This is a genomic window from Pseudomonas sp. C8002, from assembly GCF_013385765.1.
Lineage (GTDB): Bacteria > Pseudomonadota > Gammaproteobacteria > Pseudomonadales > Pseudomonadaceae > Aquipseudomonas.
On record NZ_JACAPJ010000008.1, the window covers coordinates 214,670 to 232,656 of the forward strand.

At 61.3% G+C, this 17,987-nt stretch carries 15 protein-coding genes; 10 read left to right on the forward strand and 5 right to left on the reverse strand.

The window, feature by feature from the left end; translation table 11 throughout:
- The first annotated feature begins 9 nt into the window (after positions 1–9).
- The gene (locus HX814_RS14725; protein WP_102604264.1) at positions 10–2,496 is read left to right on the forward strand and encodes a circularly permuted type 2 ATP-grasp protein; all 2,487 of its coding nucleotides are present in this window, start codon (positions 10–12) and stop codon (positions 2,494–2,496) included.
- Positions 2,496–3,386 (forward strand): transglutaminase family protein, encoded by an 891-nt coding sequence (locus HX814_RS14730; protein WP_003217471.1) that lies wholly within the window; start codon positions 2,496–2,498, stop codon positions 3,384–3,386. The genes HX814_RS14725 and HX814_RS14730 overlap by 1 nt, the downstream gene beginning before the upstream one ends.
- Before the next feature lie 130 nt (positions 3,387–3,516).
- Here the strand turns inward: HX814_RS14730 and HX814_RS14735 are convergent, their stop codons facing one another.
- Positions 3,517–3,696, reverse strand: coding sequence for a hypothetical protein (locus HX814_RS14735; RefSeq protein WP_003217470.1), 180 nt, complete (start codon positions 3,694–3,696; stop codon positions 3,517–3,519).
- 68 nt (positions 3,697–3,764) lie between these two features.
- Positions 3,765–4,352 (reverse strand): TIGR00730 family Rossman fold protein, encoded by a 588-nt coding sequence (locus tag HX814_RS14740; protein ID WP_003217468.1) that lies wholly within the window; start codon positions 4,350–4,352, stop codon positions 3,765–3,767.
- Positions 4,353–4,689: 337 nt separating this feature from the next.
- Between HX814_RS14740 and azu the strand changes: the two genes are divergently transcribed.
- Positions 4,690–5,136 carry an azurin gene (gene azu / locus HX814_RS14745; protein WP_008439083.1) on the forward strand — a complete coding sequence of 149 codons (447 nt, stop codon included), beginning with the start codon at positions 4,690–4,692 and terminating at the stop codon, positions 5,134–5,136.
- Positions 5,137–5,424: 288 nt separating this feature from the next.
- Here azu and nadE read toward each other — a convergent pair whose 3' ends face one another.
- From nadE to HX814_RS14760, 3 genes are all read right to left on the reverse strand, one after another.
- Positions 5,425–6,252, reverse strand: coding sequence for an ammonia-dependent NAD(+) synthetase (gene nadE / locus HX814_RS14750; RefSeq protein ID WP_003217462.1), 828 nt, complete (start codon positions 6,250–6,252; stop codon positions 5,425–5,427).
- Between the two features lie 3 nt (positions 6,253–6,255).
- A complete protein-coding gene (gene pncB, locus HX814_RS14755) occupies positions 6,256–7,470 on the reverse strand; it encodes a nicotinate phosphoribosyltransferase (protein WP_003217456.1) in 1,215 nt (404 codons plus the stop codon).
- 225 nt (positions 7,471–7,695) lie between these two features.
- The gene (locus tag HX814_RS14760; RefSeq protein ID WP_003217454.1) at positions 7,696–8,592 is read right to left on the reverse strand and encodes a LysR family transcriptional regulator; all 897 of its coding nucleotides are present in this window, start codon (positions 8,590–8,592) and stop codon (positions 7,696–7,698) included.
- 154 nt (positions 8,593–8,746) lie between these two features.
- Here HX814_RS14760 and HX814_RS14765 point away from each other — a divergent pair, with 154 nt between their 5' ends.
- From HX814_RS14765 to HX814_RS14795, 7 genes are all read left to right on the forward strand, one after another.
- Entirely contained in the window at positions 8,747–10,237 is a 1,491-nt protein-coding gene (locus tag HX814_RS14765; protein WP_177008319.1) for an aldehyde dehydrogenase family protein, read from the forward strand.
- A 170-nt stretch (positions 10,238–10,407) separates the two neighbouring features.
- Positions 10,408–11,691, forward strand: coding sequence for an FAD-binding oxidoreductase (locus tag HX814_RS14770; RefSeq protein WP_177008320.1), 1,284 nt, complete (start codon positions 10,408–10,410; stop codon positions 11,689–11,691).
- 376 nt (positions 11,692–12,067) lie between these two features.
- Positions 12,068–13,204: an ABC transporter substrate-binding protein gene (locus tag HX814_RS14775; protein WP_017478363.1), complete on the forward strand. Its 1,137-nt coding sequence runs from the start codon at positions 12,068–12,070 to the stop codon at positions 13,202–13,204.
- A gap of 213 nt (positions 13,205–13,417) precedes the next feature.
- Positions 13,418–14,332, forward strand: coding sequence for a branched-chain amino acid ABC transporter permease (locus HX814_RS14780; RefSeq protein WP_003217447.1), 915 nt, complete (start codon positions 13,418–13,420; stop codon positions 14,330–14,332).
- A 2-nt stretch (positions 14,333–14,334) separates the two neighbouring features.
- The gene (gene livM / locus HX814_RS14785; RefSeq protein WP_003217445.1) at positions 14,335–15,612 is read left to right on the forward strand and encodes a high-affinity branched-chain amino acid ABC transporter permease LivM; all 1,278 of its coding nucleotides are present in this window, start codon (positions 14,335–14,337) and stop codon (positions 15,610–15,612) included.
- Positions 15,609–16,484, forward strand: a complete 876-nt coding sequence (locus HX814_RS14790; protein ID WP_003217442.1) for an ABC transporter ATP-binding protein — start codon at positions 15,609–15,611, stop codon at positions 16,482–16,484. Before livM ends, HX814_RS14790 begins: the two co-directional genes overlap by 4 nt.
- A complete protein-coding gene (locus HX814_RS14795; RefSeq protein WP_003217439.1) occupies positions 16,481–17,197 on the forward strand; it encodes an ABC transporter ATP-binding protein in 717 nt (238 codons plus the stop codon). The genes HX814_RS14790 and HX814_RS14795 overlap by 4 nt, the downstream gene beginning before the upstream one ends.
- The last annotated feature ends 790 nt before the right edge of the window (positions 17,198–17,987 follow it).

A 17,987-nucleotide genomic window follows, 5' to 3' on the forward strand; every position in this document is an offset into this window, starting at 1 on the left:
GAGCGTTCCATGCCCGACTTGCTCGACCGTTACCCGCTGACCGCGGGCACTTATCACGAACTGCTGGACGACAGCGGCGCGGTTCGCGCCCATTGGCAGCGGCTGCTCGATCACTTGCAACGCAGCACCCCGGCGCAACTGGCCCAGCGCCAAGCCTTGCTGACTCGGCAGATCCAGGAAAACGGCGTGACCTACAACGTCTACGCCGACCCCAAGGGCGCCGATCGCCCCTGGGAGCTGGACCTGCTGCCCCACGTGCTGGCCGCCGATGAATGGAAGCAACTCTCCGCCGGCATCGCCCAGCGTGCGCGCCTGCTGAATGCAGTACTGGCCGACCTCTACGGCCCGCAACGCCTGATCGCCGAAGGCTTGCTGCCGGCAGAACTGGTGTTCGGCCATAACAATTTCCTGTGGCCGTGCCAGGGCATCCAGCCGCCCGACGGCGCGTTCCTGCACCTGTACGCCGTGGACCTGGCGCGTACGCCGGATGGCCGCTGGTGGGTCACCGCCGACCGGACCCAGGCCCCGTCCGGCGCCGGTTATGCTTTGGAAAACCGCACCATCGTGTCCCGCGCCTTCCCGGACCTGTACCGCGACTTGCAGGTGCAGCACCTCACCGGGTTCTTCCGCACCCTGCAGGAAACCCTGGCCCGCCAGGCGCCGAGCGACGACCAGCCACCGCTGATCGTGCTGCTGACCCCGGGCCGTTTCAACGAAAGCTATTTCGAGCATCTGTACCTCGCCCGCCAGCTTGGCTACCCGCTGGTGGAAGGCGGCGACCTGACCGTGCGCGACGCCACGGTGTACCTCAAGACCCTCAGCGGCCTGCGCCGGGTGCACGCGATCATGCGCCGCCTGGACGACGATTTCTGCGACCCGCTGGAACTGCGCACCGACTCGGCCCTCGGCGTGCCCGGCCTGCTGGATGCCGTGCGCCAGGGCAATGTGCTGGTGGCCAACGCCCTGGGCAGTGGCGTGCTGGAATCCCCTGGCCTGTTGGGATTTCTGCCGAAGATCAATCAATTCCTGTTTGGCGAAGAGCTGATCCTGCCGTCCATCGCGACCTGGTGGTGCGGTGAGCCGCCGGTGCTGGCCGAAGCCCTGGAGAAACTGCCGGAGCTGCTGATCAAGCCGGCGTTTCCGTCGCAAAGCTTTACCCCGGTATTTGGCCGCGACTTGAACGACGAACAACGCGAGGCCCTGGCTGAGCGCATGCGCGCGCGGCCTTACGCCTATGTCGCTCAGGAACTTGCGCAGTTGTCCCAGGCGCCGGTCTGGCACACCGTTGACGATCACCTTCAGCACCGCGCCATCGGCATGCGTGTGTACGCCGTAGCCAGCGCCGACGGTTATCGGGTACTGCCCGGTGGCCTGACCCGTGTGGCCGCCGATGCCGATGCCGAAGTGGTGTCGATGCAGCGCGGCGGTGCGAGCAAGGACACCTGGGTGCTCGGCGAACGTGCCCATGGCACCGAGCAATGGCGCGCCCAACGGGCCATCGGCGCCCATGACCTGGTGCGGCGTGATCCGTACCTGCCGTCGCGGGTGGTGGAAAACCTGTTCTGGTTTGGCCGTTATTGCGAGCGCTGTGATGACAGTGCGCGCTGGTTGCGGATCGTCCTCGCCCGCTATGTCGACGGAGACGACCCGCTGGCGCTGCAGGCGGCGGTTGAACTGGGTGAGAACCTGCGACTGTTGCCGGAGGAGGGCGAGTTGCCTGAGCGGCTTCAGGCGGCGTTGCTCGGTGACGACTGGCCGTCGAGCCTGCGGGCCAACTTGCAGCGCTTGCAGTGGGCGGCGTCCCAGGTGCGCGGCAAGCTGTCCCGGGAAAACTGGCAGGCGCTGGTGGAGTTGCAGCGCGAAGCCCTGGAACTGGAAAGCGAAGAGCCGGACTTCGGCGAACTGCTGGATTTCCTCAACCGCCTGGTGATGTCCCTGGCCGCGCTGTCGGGCTTTGCCCTTGACGACATGACCCGCGACGAGGGCTGGCGCTTCCTGATGATGGGCCGGCGCATCGAGCGCCTGCAGTTTCTCAGCAGCAGCCTGGCGGCGTTCCTGCGCGGCGTGGCGGTGTTCGATCAGGCCGGGCTGGAGTGGTTGCTGGAACTGGGCAACAGCAGCATCACCTATCGTTCGCGCTACCTCGCGGTACCGCAGCTGATTCCGGTGCTGGACCTGTTGCTGCTGGATGAGCAAAACCCCCACGCAGTGCTGTTCCAGCTGAAACTGGTGAGCCGCACCTTGCGCCGCTTGAATGACGATTTCGGCGTGCCCCGGGAAACCGGGTTGGCGCCATTGGTGGAGCGCCTGGCGCGCTTTGACCTGGGCTGCCTGGAGAACCCGCTGTTCGGCGAGTCCAGTGTGCGTGCCGCGCTGGATGGCCTGGCCGACCTGCTGCAAGCGGTGGCCGATGAAAGTGGGCAAGTCTCCGACCGCCTGGCCTTGCGCCATTTTGCCCATGTGGACGATGTCAGCCAGCAAACGGTGTCTGTGTGATGAGTGCCCGCTACCAGATTTTCCACGATACCCACTACCACTACGACAGCCCGGTGTCCCTGGCCCAGCAGCTGGCGCACCTGTGGCCGCGGCCTTGCGCCTGGCAGCGCTGCAGCTCGCAGCAACTGGAGATCAGCCCAGAACCGACCTCGCGCCGGGATGAACTGGATGTGTTCGGCAACCCGATCACTCGGCTGGCATTCGAGCGGCCCCATGATGAACTGCTGGTGAACGCCGGGCTGACAGTGGAGGTGTTGGCGCGGCCGCTGCTGGATTTCAGCCTGTCGCCGGCCTGGGACCAGACCCGCAACGGCCTGACCTACAGCAGCCAGCCGCTGTCGGCCGAAGTGATCGAGGCGTGCCGCTATCGGTTCGAATCGCCCTATGTGCATTTGAAGAAAAGCTTCGTCGAGTTCTCCGAAGACTGTTTCCCGGCCGGTCGTCCGTTGCTGTTGGGTGTGCAGGCGCTGATGCAGAAGATCTTCAGCGAATTTACTTTCGATGCCGAAGCCACTCAGGTCGCCACGCCGTTGGTGGAAGTGCTGGAGCGCCGGCGCGGCGTGTGCCAGGACTTCGCCCACCTGATGCTCGCGTGCCTGCGTTCCCGGGGCCTGGCGGCGCGGTATATCAGTGGTTACCTGCTGACCCAGCCACCGCCCGGCCAACCACGGTTGATCGGCGCGGATGCGTCCCACGCGTGGGTGTCGGTGTTTTGCCCGGTGTCGGGTTGGGTGGATTTTGACCCGACCAACAATGTGCAGCCGGCACTGGAACACATCACCCTGGCCTGGGGCCGGGACTTTTCCGATGTTTCGCCGTTGCGGGGGGTGATTCTGGGGGGAGGGAGCCATGACCCGGAAGTGCGGGTGACGGTGATGCCGCTGGAGTAATGCACAAGATCGTTCCCACGCTCCGCGTGGGAATGCCTGTTGTGACGCTCTGCGTCACCCTGCACATATCTCAAATCGGGACGCGGAGCGCCCCAGGATGCATTCCCACGCGGAGCGTGGGAACGATCACCTATTCAGCGTCTTTCGGTGCTTCGGTTTCGTCTGTAGCCACTGTACCTTCAGCATCCGGGTTCAGTGCACCGGCTTCTTCGTCGGCTGCAATTTTCTTGCGCTGCAGCTTTTCCTCTTTCTTCTGCTCTTTGGCCAAGTCTCTCTGACGTTTGGCGAAGGAGTAATTAGGTTTTGCCATGGGCGATCCTCTGGGGTCGAAGGTGAGGTTGAGCGGCGCGTATTCTGCCTTTAATCGCGTCCCAAGGGTTAATCGGGTTTTTGGTCCACCCATTTGGGCAGGACCAGCGGTTGCCAGGCATCCAGTACGTCAAGCAGCTCAGCCGGCGATTCGCTCATTTGCAGCATGGCACGATGCGGTGCCCGGACGAAGCCTTCGCCGACGATATGATCAAGAAAATCGGTCAACTTGCGGTAAAAACCGTTCACTTCGAGCAAACCCAGCGGTTTGCCGTGGTAGCCGAGCTGGCCCCAGGTCCAGACTTCGAACAGTTCTTCCAGGGTGCCCAGGCCGCCCGGCAGCGCAATAAAGGCGTCGCTCAGTTCGGCCATGCGCGCCTTGCGGGCGTGCATGCCGTCGACCACCTCCAGGCGGGTCAGGCCTTTGTGGCCGATTTCGAGGTTTTTCAGGCTTTCGGGAATAATTCCGATCACCTCGCCGCCGGCTTCCAGCGCCGCATCGGCGACGATACCCATCAGGCCCACGGCGCCGCCGCCGTACACCAGGGTCAGCTTGCGCTCGGCCAGCGCGCGCCCGAGGGCCACGGCTGCTTCACGGTAGGCCGGGTTGGTGCCGCTGCTGGCACCGCAAAACACACAGACAGACTTCAAGGACATACCTGACTCCACTCAGTTGTGGCTAAAGAGTAAAGGCTGGCTTGCGTCTCTCAAAGGATTAAACCTCGCGTTGAGGTGTTTCGCAGGTGCCGCTGGCACCACAGGCATAGGCGGCAAGCAGGCTGCGGAACAGACTATTGAGGTGCATGGCTGGGACTCCGGATGGGTGATGGACCGATCATAGGCCGGCACTCGCACTTTGGCCGGTAGATTGTGTCGATGAGTCTGATAGCCTAAAGTTGTATACAATCTGTTGATACAGATCATATGAAGTCCTGCCTGACTCAGGCACCCTTGTCGCAATATGCGTTTTTTAAACCCTGCCCTGGAGATTCACATGTTTGCCAAACTCGTTGCTGTTTCCCTGCTGACTCTGGCTAGCGGCCAGTTGCTTGCTGCAGAGTGCAAGGTCACTGTCGACTCCACTGACCAGATGTCCTTCAACACCAAGGCCATCGAAATCGACAAGAGCTGCAAGACGTTCACCGTTGAGTTGACCCACTCCGGCAGCTTGCCGAAAAACGTCATGGGCCATAACTGGGTGCTGAGTTCCGCCGCCGACATGCCTGGCATCGCCAGCGACGGCATGGCTGCCGGCATCGACAAGAACTACCTGAAAGACGGCGACACCCGCATCATCGCCCACACCAAGATCATCGGTGCCGGCGAGAAAGACTCCGTGACCTTCGATGTGTCGAAGCTGGCGGCAGGCACTGACTACGCGTTCTTCTGCTCGTTCCCAGGCCACATCTCGATGATGAAAGGCACTGTGACCCTGAAGTAAGCAATCTTCAGGCAAAAAAAAGCGCCCTTCGGGGCGCTTTTTTTGCCTGTAGGCAGGCTGCTCTTGTGGCGAGGGAGCTTGCTCCCGCTGGGCTGCGGAGCAGCCCCAATAAGCTCACCGCGTAGCATCAGAAAAAGCAGTAAGCAGGTTTCAGGGGCCGCTTCGCGCCCCAGCGGGAGCAAGCTCCCTCGCCACAGCAAGCTCTTTCACCACAGCAAGCTCTGTTTCACCACAGCAAGCTCCTTCACCACAACAAGCCCTTTTGCCAGAATGAGCCGCTACGTCAGATCAGGGTGCAAACGGCATCACCCGCTTGTGCTCGGTCTTGCGATAGGTGTCGCAGATGATCTTGAAGGCCTCCTCGCGCACCGGCTCGCCGTGCAGGAACGCGTCGATCTCGGCATAGGTCACGCCATGGGACGCTTCGTCCGGCTTGCCCGGCGACAGGTCTTCCAGGTCGGCCGTCGGGATCTTCTCTACCAGCGATTCCGGAGCACCAAAGTGCCGGGCAATCGCGCGCACCTGGTTCTTCACCAGCCCGCTCAGCGGTGCCAGGTCGCAGGCGCCGTCACCGAACTTGGTGAAAAAGCCCATCACGGCTTCCGCCGCATGGTCGGTACCGATCACCAAACCACCGGCCGCGCCGGCGATGGTGTACTGCGCCACCATGCGCATGCGCGCCTTGGTGTTGCCCAGCACGAAGTCCCGGGAGACTGCGGCCTTGCCTTCAAACGCCGCCACTTCATTGGCCAGGGATTTCACCGCCGGGCCGATGTTCACTGTGTGGCGCTCGTCGGGCTCGATAAAGTCCACGGACGCCTGGGCATCGTGTTCGTCGAACTGGGTTTCGTACGGCAGGCGCACCGCGATAAAGCGGTACGCATCGTCACCCTTGGCAGCCCGCAACTCTTGCATTGCACGCTGGGCCAGCAGGCCGGCGGTCAGGGAGTCGACGCCGCCGCTGATGCCCAGCACCAACGTCTTGAGGCCTGAATTGAGCAGGCAATCCTGGATAAAGGTAACGCGCCGGGCGACCTCCGCCTCAAGGGCGGCCTGGTCCTTGAACGGTGGTTGGACCTTGAGCTGTTCAGCAATCTCGCGCTGTACGGCTTGCATGATTCACTCCTTGCTGGGTAGGGCAGGTACTTTGAAAACGTGGCGCAAATAGGCGACAAAGTTCGGATCGGTGCAGTGGGTCTTGCCCGCTTCATCGGAAATCTTCGCGACGGGCTGGCCATTACAGGCAGTCATTTTAAGCACGATGCTCATCGGTTCCACACCTGGAATATCACAGGTCAGGTTGGTGCCGATGCCGAAGCTCACATTGATCCGACCACGCAGCGCGCGGAAAATCTCCAGCGCCTTGGGCAGCGACAGGCTGTCGGAGAACACCAGGGTCTTGCTCATCGGCTCGATCCCCAGCTTGTGGTAGTGGGCGATCGCCTTTTCGGCCCATTGCACCGGGTCACCGGAGTCGTGGCGCAGGCCGTCGAAGAGCTTGGCGAAGTACAGGTCGAAATCGCTGAGAAACGCATCGGTGGTGATGCAATCGGTCAGGGCGATGCCCAGCAGGCCACGGTACTCGCGCACCCAGCAGTCGAGGGCGGCGATCTGGCTGTCGATCAGGCGCGGGCCGAGTTGCTGGTGGGCCATGATCCATTCGTGGGCCATGGTGCCCAGCGGCTTCATGTTCAGCTCGCGGGCCAGGTGCACGTTGCTGGTGCCGACAAAACGCCCGGGGAAGTCGTGCTTGAGCACGTTCACCACTTCTTCCTGCACGCGGTAGGAGAAGCGTCGACGCGTGCCGAAATCCGCGACCTGCAGTTCGGACAGTTCTTCGACGCTGGCGTTGGCCGTCAGCCAGTCGAACTTGCGATACAGCTGCTCGCGGGCCTGTTCGAGGATCACGCTCTGGTAGCGATAGCGGTTACGCACTTCACTGACGATGGCCAGCATCGGCACTTCAAACAGGATCACGTGCAGCCATGGCCCGCGCAGGCGGATAAACAGCTCACCGTTTTCGATACCGGTGTGCACGTAGCGCAGGTTGAAGCGAAACAGCCCGAGGAAACGCAGGAAATCCGGCTTCATGAAGCTGATGCGTTCCAGGAAGCCCAGTTGGTCGGGGCTCAGGCTCAGCTCGGCGAGGCGCTCGATCTGGTAGCGGATCTCCGCCAGGTACGGGCGCAGGTCTTCACTGTTGCGGCAACGAAACTCCCATTCAACTTCCACGTTCGGGTAGTTGTGCAGCACCGCCTGCATCATGGTCAGCTTGTAGAAGTCGGTGTCGAGCAGGTTCTGCACGATGCGATCGGCAAACACACTCTCGCTCATAACGGGAATCTCCAGACGGGTCGACGATGGGCGCCGACCTTTACGCACAATTAAGGAATGGCGCTAGTGGCGCATAGACCTGTGCTGTTTTGCCAGTGTTTTTTCAGCTGGGCATTGTTGTGTGGCCCCTGACGCCTTCGCGAGCAAGCCCGCTCCCACATTTGAAATGCGTTCCAAATGTGGGAGCGGGCTTGCTCGCGAAGGCGGTATTGCAGGCAACGCGCCTCAATCAGACTCAACCTGCTCCATCATCCACTTCACAAAATCTCGCACCTTGGGCACTTCCGCCGAGTGCTCGGGGTAGGCCAGGTAGTACGCATCCTGGCTCGGCATCGCGTGCTGCCAGGGGATCACCAGCTTGCCTTCGGCGAGCTCTTCTTCCACCAGAAACCTGGGCAGCAGCGCCACACCGCAGCCAACCTGTGCGGCGCGAATGCACATATAAAAGGTCTCGAAGCGCGGCCCATGGTAGCTGTGCTCGGTGTGATGACCCTGGGCGGCGAACCAGTCATGCCAGCCTTGCGGGCGCGAGGCGTTTTGCAGCAACACCAGTTCGCTCAGTTGCGTGGGGTCGGTAAATGCTTGGGCGGGCAGGCTGTCGGGTGAGCACACGGGCACCAGTTCTTCGCTGAACAGCTTGAGGCTTTCGGTGCCGGGCCGTGAGCCCTGGCCAAAGTAGAAGGCCAGGTCGGCCTTGCCTTGCAGCAGCTCGTCGGGCTCCTGTTCGTTGCACAGGTCCAGGTGAATCTGCGGATGGCGCAGTCGCCAGCCCTTGAGGCGCGGCACCAGCCAGCGGGCGCCGAAGGTGTAGGGCGTGGACACCCGCAGCACTTCAGTCTCGCCGCCGTAGGAGCGCAGGTAATGGGTGGACATCTCCACCTGGGTGAGGATCTTGCGCACTTCCACCAGGTACAGATCGCCCGCCGGGGTCATCTGCAAGCGGCGGCGCACCCGGCGAAACAGCAGGTGCTGCAACAGTTCTTCCAGCTGCGCGACCTGTTTGCTGACAGCGCTCTGGGTGAGGTTCAGCTCTTCGGCGGCGCGGGTAAAACTCAGGTGGCGGGTGACCGCTTCGAAGCACTGCAGGGCGGTGATCGAGGGCAAATGTCTTTTATTCAGCACGGCACGCCTCTTTTTATTCTTAGCATGAATAAACGGAATGATATCTCGCCTAATCGTCGTTTGTTGGCAAGTCTTGGGCCAGCTACAAATAAGGTCTGGATCGCCGCGACCGCTGGCGGCGCAAATTTCTGTTTGTAGATTGAAGGAGTGACCCATGGTTGCCGCATTGCTTGATCGTCTCGGGGTAAACCCGGCGCTGTACCAGTCGGGTAAACAACCCGTGCATTCGCCCATTGATGGCAGCCGGATTGCCAGTGTGCACTGGGAAGGCGCCGCCGACGTGGAGCAGCAGGTCAGTCGCGCCGAGCATGCATTCGAGGCCTGGCGCAAGGTGCCGGCCCCGCGTCGTGGTGAGCTGGTGCGCCAGTTCGGTGACGTGTTGCGCGAGTACAAGGCCGACCTCGGCGAGCTGGTGTCGTGGGAAGCCGGCAAGATCACCCAGGAAGGTTTGGGTGAAGTGCAGGAAATGATCGACATCTGCGACTTCGCCGTCGGCCTGTCGCGCCAGCTGTACGGCTTGACCATCGCCTCCGAGCGTCCGGGCCACCACATGCGTGAAACCTGGCACCCGCTGGGCGTGGTTGGCGTGATCAGCGCCTTCAACTTCCCGGTCGCCGTATGGGCGTGGAACACCGCGCTGGCGCTGGTGTGCGGCAACGCAGTGATCTGGAAACCGTCGGAAAAAACCCCGCTTACCGCCCTGGCCTGCCAGGCACTGTTCGAGCGCGTACTGAAGAACTTCAGCGATGCGCCGCCGTACCTCAGCCAGGTGATCATCGGTGGCCGCGATGCCGGCGCCGCACTGGTGGATGACCCGCGTGTTGCGCTGATCAGCGCCACCGGCAGCACCCGCATGGGCCGCGAAGTAGCGCCGAAAGTCGCTGCACGTTTTGCCCGCAGCATTCTCGAACTGGGCGGCAACAACGCGATGATCCTCGGCCCAAGCGCCGACCTGGACATGGCCGTGCGCGCCATCCTGTTCAGCGCCGTCGGCACCGCCGGGCAGCGCTGCACCAGCCTGCGCCGCTTGATCGCCCATGAGTCGGTGAAGGAGGAAATCGTCACCCGCCTCAAGGCTGCGTATTCCAAAGTGCGCATCGGCCATCCGCTGGAAGGCAACCTGATCGGCCCGCTGATCGACAAGCACAGCTTCGAAAACATGCAGGATGCCCTGGAGCAGGCCTTGAGCGAAGGCGGCCGGGTGTTTGGCGGCAAGCGCCAGTTGGAAGACACGTTCCCCAACGCTTACTACGTGTCGCCGGCCATCGTGGAAATGCCGGAGCAGAGTGATGTGGTGTGCACCGAGACGTTCGCGCCGATTCTGTATGTGGTCGGCTATACCGATTTCGCTGAAGCGCTGCGCCTGAACAATGCGGTGCCACAAGGCCTGTCTTCGTGCATCTTTACCACTGACGTGCGCGAGGCCGAGCAGTTCATGTCGGCGGTGGGCAGTGACTGCGGGATCGCCAACGTCAACATCGGCCCGAGCGGCGCGGAGATTGGTGGCGCGTTTGGCGGTGAGAAAGAGACCGGTGGCGGGCGTGAGTCGGGCTCGGATGCATGGCGCGGGTACATGCGTCGCCAGACCAACACCGTGAACTACTCGCTGGAACTGCCGCTGGCCCAGGGCATTACCTTCGACTGATACCTCAAGTCGGAGTGAGGTCAATGTGGGAGCGGGCTTGCTCGCGAAAGCGGTGTGTCAGTCAACGAATGCTTATCTGATCCACCGCTTTCGCGAGCAAGCCCGCTCCCACATTTGACCGTATTTACAATTCGGAAAAGTGGTTTGTTAGGTCTCATCGGAGTCTGGCAATGGCATTACGCGAAGCATGCTTGTGGGAACAACTCACTCCTGGCCGGCCGGATCGTGCCGCGCTCAAGGGCGAGGCAAAAGTGGATGTGTGCGTGATCGGCGCCGGCATCACCGGTTTGTCGGCAGCCATACACTTGCTGGAACAAGGAAAAAGTGTCGCCGTACTCGAGGCCCATCGCACCGGCCACGGTGGTTCGGGGCGCAACGTAGGGCTGGTCAATGCAGGGATGTGGATTCCCCCGGACGAGATCGAAGCCGGTTTTGGTACCGCGGTGGGCAGCCAGCTCAACCGCATGCTCGGCGCGGCACCGTCCCTGGTGTTCAGCCTGATCGACAAATACAACATCGACTGCCAACTGCGTCGCGAGGGCACCTTGCACATGGCGCACAACGCCCGTGGCGAGGCGGATTTGCGCAGTCGTGAGGAACAGTGGAAGCGTCGCGGTGCACCGGTGGAGCTGTTGACCGGCGCTGCATGCGAACAAGCCACCGGTACCAAAAAGATTGCTGCCGCCTTGCTCGACCGGCGGGCCGGCACCTTGAACCCGATGGCCTACACCAGTGGTTTGGCCAATGCCGCCGTCGGGCTCGGCGGACAGTTGTTCGATCACTCCCCAGTCACCCAACTGGAACGCCAGGGCCAGCACTGGTCTGTGCAGACTGCCCAGGGCTCCGTACACGCCGAACAAGTGGTAATCGCCTCCAACGCCTACACCGAAGGCGAGTGGACCGAGCTGCGCCGCAACTTTTTCCCCGGTTATTACTATCAGGTGGCGTCGGCCCCTCTGACCGACGACGCCGCCCAACAAATCCTGCCCGGCGGGCAAGGCTCCTGGGACACTCGCCAGGTACTCAGCAGCATCCGCCGCGACGCCGAAGGCCGCCTGCTGCTCGGCAGCCTGGGCAACGGCAACCAGAAACCTGCGTGGTTCCTCAAGGCCTGGGCCGATCGGGTGCAACAGCACTACTTCCCGTACCTCAAACCGGTGCAGTGGGAGTGCACCTGGACCGGCTGCATCGCGTTCACCCCGGACCACTTGATGCGCCTGTTCGAGCCGGCGCCCGGGCTGGTGGCGGTCACCGGTTACAACGGGCGCGGGGTGACGACCGGCAGTGTCGTGGGCAAAGCCTTCGCGGATTATCTGTGTCACCAGGATCCACAGGCACTGCCGATCCCCTTTGCGCCGATGCAGCCGTTGGCCGGTGTGGGCCTGCGCAGCTGTTTGTACGAGGCGGGATTCTCGCTGTATCACGCGGGCCAATGCCTGCGGATCGTGATCTGATCAACGAAATACCCCTCAGAAGCCTGCATTTTCTTAGCCGGCTACTAATCTGTATTGGTGCGAGTCGTAGCAGTAACGCACTGTAAATGTGCACTTCCGTTACGCACGCTGTTACATGTTTAAGGGTGGCCGTTTAGTGGCCGGGTTGCAGTGCTTGATTGGTCGGGTTGCACTTTATAGGTCCAATGGTTGCACCTGGTTGAGATAGACGGTTGCACGTCCAATCAAAAGGCGCCCAAAAACCTGCAATAACAATGACACCGTGTCTTTTTGAATAATAAAAACGTAATGGCACGACGCTTGCTCTGGGCTTTCTCCGAAAGTTTTTGAAGTGAAGCTGCAGTGCCAATTCAACAAAAACCTCGGAGCACCACTCATGTCCCAGACGTTTTACAAGAAAGGTTTTCTAGCCCTCGCCGTTACTGCGGCGCTGGGTGTTTCTGCGTTTGCTCAAGCTGATGTGAAGATTGGCGTAGCGGGGCCGATGACCGGTGCCAACGCGGCATTTGGCAAGCAGTACATGACAGGTGCCCAGGCGGCAGCCGACGTTATCAACAAGGCCGGCGGCATCAATGGCGAGAAAGTCGTGCTGGTTGCCGGCGACGATGCCTGCGAACCCAAGCAGGCCGTGGCCGTGGCCAACCGTCTGGTTGACCAGGACAAAGTGATCGGTGTGGTCGGGCACTTCTGCTCCTCGAACACCATTCCGGCCTCCGAGGTTTATAACGACGCGGGTGTAATCGCGATCACTCCAGGCTCCACCAACCCGCAAGTGACCGAGCGCGGCATGACCGCCATGTTCCGTATGTGCGGCCGTGACGACCAGCAAGGCATCGTGGCCGGTGACTACATTGTCGACGTGCTCAAGGGCAAGAAAGTCGCGGTTATCAACGACAAGGACACCTACGGCAAAGGGTTGGCTGACGCCACCGCGGCGCAGTTGACCAAGCGTGGCGTGAAGCCGGTGCTGGAAGAAGGCCTGACCCGTGGCGAGAAAGACTTCAGCGCCCTGGTCACCAAGATCCGCTCCACCGGTGCTGATGTCGTGTACTTCGGCGGCCTGCACCCGGAAGCCGGTCCACTGGTTCGCCAGATTCGTGAAGCCGGCCTGAAAGACGTCAAGTTCATGTCCGATGACGGTGTGGTCACCGACGAACTGGTAGCGACCGCCGGCGGCGCACAGTATGTGGACGGCGTGTACATGACCTTTGGCGCCGACCCGCGTCTGCTGCCAGACAGCAAGGCGGTGGTGGAAGAGTTCCGCAAAAGTGGCACCGAGCCTGAAGGCTACACCCTGTATGCCTATGCTTCACTCCAGGCCCTGGCCGCTGGCTTCAATGGCGCCAAGTCCAACAAGGGCGAAGACGCGGCCAAGTGGCTGAAAGCCCACCCGGTCAAAACCGTCATGGGCGAGAAGACCTGGGACGCCAAGGGCGACCTGAAAGTCTCCGACTATGTGGTTTACCAGTGGGACAAGGATGGCAAGTATCACCAGCTGGAAAAGCAGAAGTAATCCGAACTGACTGCATGACCTCTCTGTAGGAGCGAGCTTGCTCGCGAAGAACGTCAACGATGACGCGGGCATCCTGGATGCATGCGTCGCTCTCGGGTTTTTCGCGAGCAAGCTCGCTCCTGCAGTGGGCGAGTGCTGAGCCTCTGTTTTCCTCCTAGAAGATCCGCACACACACGCACCCGTGTGCAGGCTCTCACTGCGTGAGATTGCGTTATGGATGGTATTTTCCTGCAGCAACTGGTCAATGGGCTGACCCTCGGGTCGGTCTATGGCTTGATCGCCATCGGCTACACAATGGTCTATGGCATCATTGGCATGATCAACTTCGCCCATGGCGAGGTTTATATGATTTCCGCTTACCTCGCGGCGATCAGTCTGGCACTGCTGGCTTACTTCGGCATCGAATCCTTCCCGCTGCTCATCCTTGGCACCCTGATCTTCACCGTCGTCGTCACCGGCGTCTACGGCTGGGTCATCGAGCGTGTCGCCTACAAACCGCTGCGCAACTCCACCCGACTGGCACCGCTGATCAGCGCCATCGGTATTTCGCTGATCCTGCAGAACTACGCGCAGATCGCCCAGGGCGCCAAGCAACAAGGCATCCCGACGCTGCTGGCCGGCGCCTGGAGAGTCGATATCGGCACCGGCTTCGTGCAATTGACCTACACCAAGGTGTTCATCCTGGTGGCCGCGTTCGTCGGCATGGGCCTGCTGACCTACATCATCAAGTACACCAAGCTCGGCCGCATGTGCCGCGCTACCCAGCAAGACCGCAAGATGGCGTCGATCCTCGGTATCAACACCGACCGGGTCATCTCCTACGTATTCGTGATTGGTGCCGCCATGGCCGCGCTGGCCGGTGTGCTGATCACCCTGAACTACGGCACGTTCGACTTCTATGCCGGCTTCATCATCGGCATCAAGGCATTTACCGCAGCGGTACTCGGCGGCATCGGCTCCCTGCCTGGGGCCATGCTGGGCGGGATCATCCTGGGTATTTCCGAGTCGCTGTTCTCGGGGTTGATCAACTCTGACTACAAAGACGTGTTCAGTTTCTCCCTGCTGGTGGTGATCCTGATTTTCCGTCCCCAGGGCCTGCTCGGTCGCCCACTCGTGGCGAAGGTATAACTATGTCTGCTGCCTACTCTATCGATATCAAGAAAAGTGTCGTCGATGCGGTACTCGCCGGGCTGATTTCGCTGATCGTGTTCGGTCCGATCGTCGGCGTGGTCCTCGACGGCTACAGCTTCAACCTGCAACCGGCGCGTGTCGGCATCCTGGTGGCCATCGTGATGGTCGGCCGGTTCGCCATGAGCCTGTTCCTGCAAACCCCAAGGGGCCTGCGGATTCTGCAAGGGTTTGAAAGCACCGGCTCCGGTGTGCATGTACTCAAGCCGGACTACAAGTCGCGCCTGCGCTGGATCATCCCGGCGTTGATCGTGATTGCCATCGTGTTCCCGTTCTTTGCCAACAAATACCTGCTGACCGTGGTGATCCTCGGGTTGATCTACGTGTTGCTGGGCCTTGGCCTGAACATCGTGGTCGGCCTGGCCGGGCTGCTCGACCTGGGTTACGTGGCGTTCTACGCCATCGGCGCCTATGGCCTGGCGCTGGGTTACCAGTACCTCGGCCTGGGCTTCTGGTCGGTGCTGCCGCTGGCGGCGATTTGTGCGGCGCTGGCGGGGTGCATACTCGGGTTTCCGGTGCTGCGAATGCACGGCGATTACCTGGCGATCGTGACCCTGGGCTTCGGTGAAATCATCCGCCTGGTGCTGAATAACTGGCTGTCGTTTACCGGTGGCCCGAACGGCATGCCGGTGCCGTCGCCAACGTTTTTCGGCCTGGAGTTCGTGCGCAAGGCGAAGGATGGCGGGGTGCCGTTCCACGAGTTCTTCGGCATCGACTACAACCCCAACATCAAATTCCTGTTCATCTACATCGTGCTGTTCCTGGTAGTGCTGCTGGTGCTGTACATCAAGCACCGCCTGACCCGCATGCCGGTGGGCCGCGCGTGGGAAGCCTTGCGCGAAGACGAAATCGCCTGCCGTTCCATGGGCCTCAACCACGTGCTGGTGAAGCTCTCGGCGTTCACCATCGGCGCGTCCACTGCCGGTCTGGCCGGGGTGTTTTTCGCCAGCTACCAGGGCTTCGTCAACCCGTCGTCGTTCACCTTCTTCGAGTCGGCGCTGATCCTCGCCATCGTGGTATTGGGCGGCATGGGCTCGACCGTCGGCGTGGTGATTGCCGCGTTCGTGCTGACGGTGGCGCCGGAGCTGCTGCGCAGCTTCTCCGAGTACCGCGTGCTGCTCTTCGGCGTGTTGATGGTGGTGATGATGATCTGGCGACCACGAGGCCTGATTCGTATCAGCCGTACCGGTGTCGTCCCGCGTAAAGGAGTGGCGCCATGAGCAAGGAAGTCGTTCTTTCCGTGGAACACCTGATGATGCACTTTGGTGGCATCAAGGCCTTGAGCGACGTAAGTCTCAAGGTCAAGCGCAACTCGATCTTCGCCCTGATCGGTCCCAACGGTGCCGGCAAGACCACCGTGTTCAACTGCCTGACCGGTTTCTACAAAGCCTCCGGCGGCAAGATCGAACTCAATGTGCGCGGCAAGCAGACCAACGTGATCCAACTGCTGGGCGAGCGTTTCAAGGCCACCGACTTTGTCTCGCCGAAAAGCTTCGTCAGCCGGGTGTTCTACAAGATGTTCGGCGGCACTCACCTGGTGAACCGGGCGGGTTTGGCGCGCACCTTCCAGAACATTCGCCTGTTCAAGGAAATGTCGGTGGTGGAGAACCTGCTGGTGGCCCAGCACATGTGGGTCAACCGCAACATGCTCGCGGGCATCCTCAATACCAAGGGCTACCGTAAGGCTGAAAGCGATGCCCTCGACCATGCGTTCTACTGGCTGGAAGTGGTGGACCTGGTGGACTGCGCCAACCGCCTGGCCGGCGAGCTGTCCTACGGCCAGCAGCGCCGCCTGGAAATCGCCCGTGCCATGTGCACCCGGCCGCAGATTATTTGCCTCGACGAACCGGCCGCCGGCCTCAACCCCCAGGAAACCGAAGCCCTCAGCGCGATGATTCGCCTGCTGCGGGACGAGCACGACCTGACGGTGGTGCTGATCGAACACGACATGGGCATGGTGATGAGTATTTCCGACCACATCGTGGTGCTGGACCACGGCAACGTGATTGCCGAGGGCGGGCCGGAAGCGATCCGCAATGATCCGAAGGTGATCGCGGCTTATCTGGGCGCTGACGAAGAGGAACTGGTATGAGTGAGCCAATCCTCGAACTGAAAGACCTGGACGTGTTCTACGGCCCGATCCAGGCCCTGAAGAAAGTTTCGCTGCACATCAACGAAGGCGAAACCGTGAGCCTGATCGGCTCCAACGGTGCGGGTAAATCCACGCTGCTGATGTCGATCTTTGGCCAGCCACGGGCCGAGTCCGGGCAGATCATCTACCGCGGCGTCGACATTACCCACAAGTCGTCCCACTACATCGCCTCCAACGGCATTGCGCAGTCGCCGGAAGGGCGGCGGGTGTTCCCCGACATGACCGTCGAGGAAAACCTGCTGATGGGCACCATCCCGATTGGCGACAAGTTCGCCACCGAAGACATGCAGCGCATGTTCGAGCTGTTCCCGCGGCTCAAGGAGCGGCGCAACCAGCGGGCGATGACCATGTCCGGTGGTGAACAGCAGATGCTTGCCATCGCCCGCGCACTGATGAGCCGGCCCAAGCTGTTGCTGCTGGACGAGCCGAGCCTGGGGCTGGCGCCGATCGTGGTGAAGCAGATCTTTTCCACGCTGCGGGAGCTGGCGTCTACCGGCATGACCATCTTCCTGGTGGAGCAGAACGCCAACCATGCGTTGCGCTTGTCGGACCGGGCGTACGTGATGGTCAACGGCGAGATTCGCCTTACCGGCACCGGCAAGGAGCTGCTGGTGAATGAGGAGGTGCGTAACGCCTACCTCGGCGGGCATTAAGTCGTTCGCAGGTCCAATGTGGGAGCGGGCTTGTGTGGGAGCGGGCTTGCTCGCGAAGACGGTGGGTCAGTCACATGTGCATTGACAGATACGCCGCTTTCGCGAGCAAGCCCGCTCCCACACAAGCCCGCTCCCACATTTTTTTGCGTCGCCTGCAGGCTTTCCTGAAATTGTGGACAACAAATCCGGGCACCTGCCAAAGCGCGACATATAGCCGCCGCAAATCCCTGTTTTGTCACAGTTTTGACTTGTCCCCAAGCACTGTGGAACCGGCTGTGGGTAACGTGGGAGTAGCTGGCTGGAGGCCTTTGTTTTCGCGGCTTGCAGCGTGGTGGTTGTTTATTGATCAGTGAGTTTTTCGTGACCACCCGAGGGGTTTGTCAACCTGTTTAAAGACACAGGTATATGACCGGAATATGTCACTCCGGCCTGTGGATAAGTCTGTGACTAAACTCTGGAAAGAGTGCCGCAGAGGCCGGAATGACTGGCCTGGAGCCATCGTCCTGGTTGCACCGTTTTGAACCGGCCTACATACGGGCTGCGCAAGGTCAAGCAAAAAACTTTTTGAATCGCGCTGAAAGCCTTGTGTAGCGCGGCTTTCAGCTTTTGTACTTGCCCCCAAAGACTGTGGACGGGGCTGTGGATAAGGTGCGCGCACATGGCTGCACGCCACGGCCTGTATGGCTTTCGGGCGATTGGTTGAATTTCGTACAGCATGAGCGGCATTCACCTGTGTCCACAGCGTGTATCAGTTGCCGCCAGCCCGGCAGCCGGGCATTCTGCTGGCTGA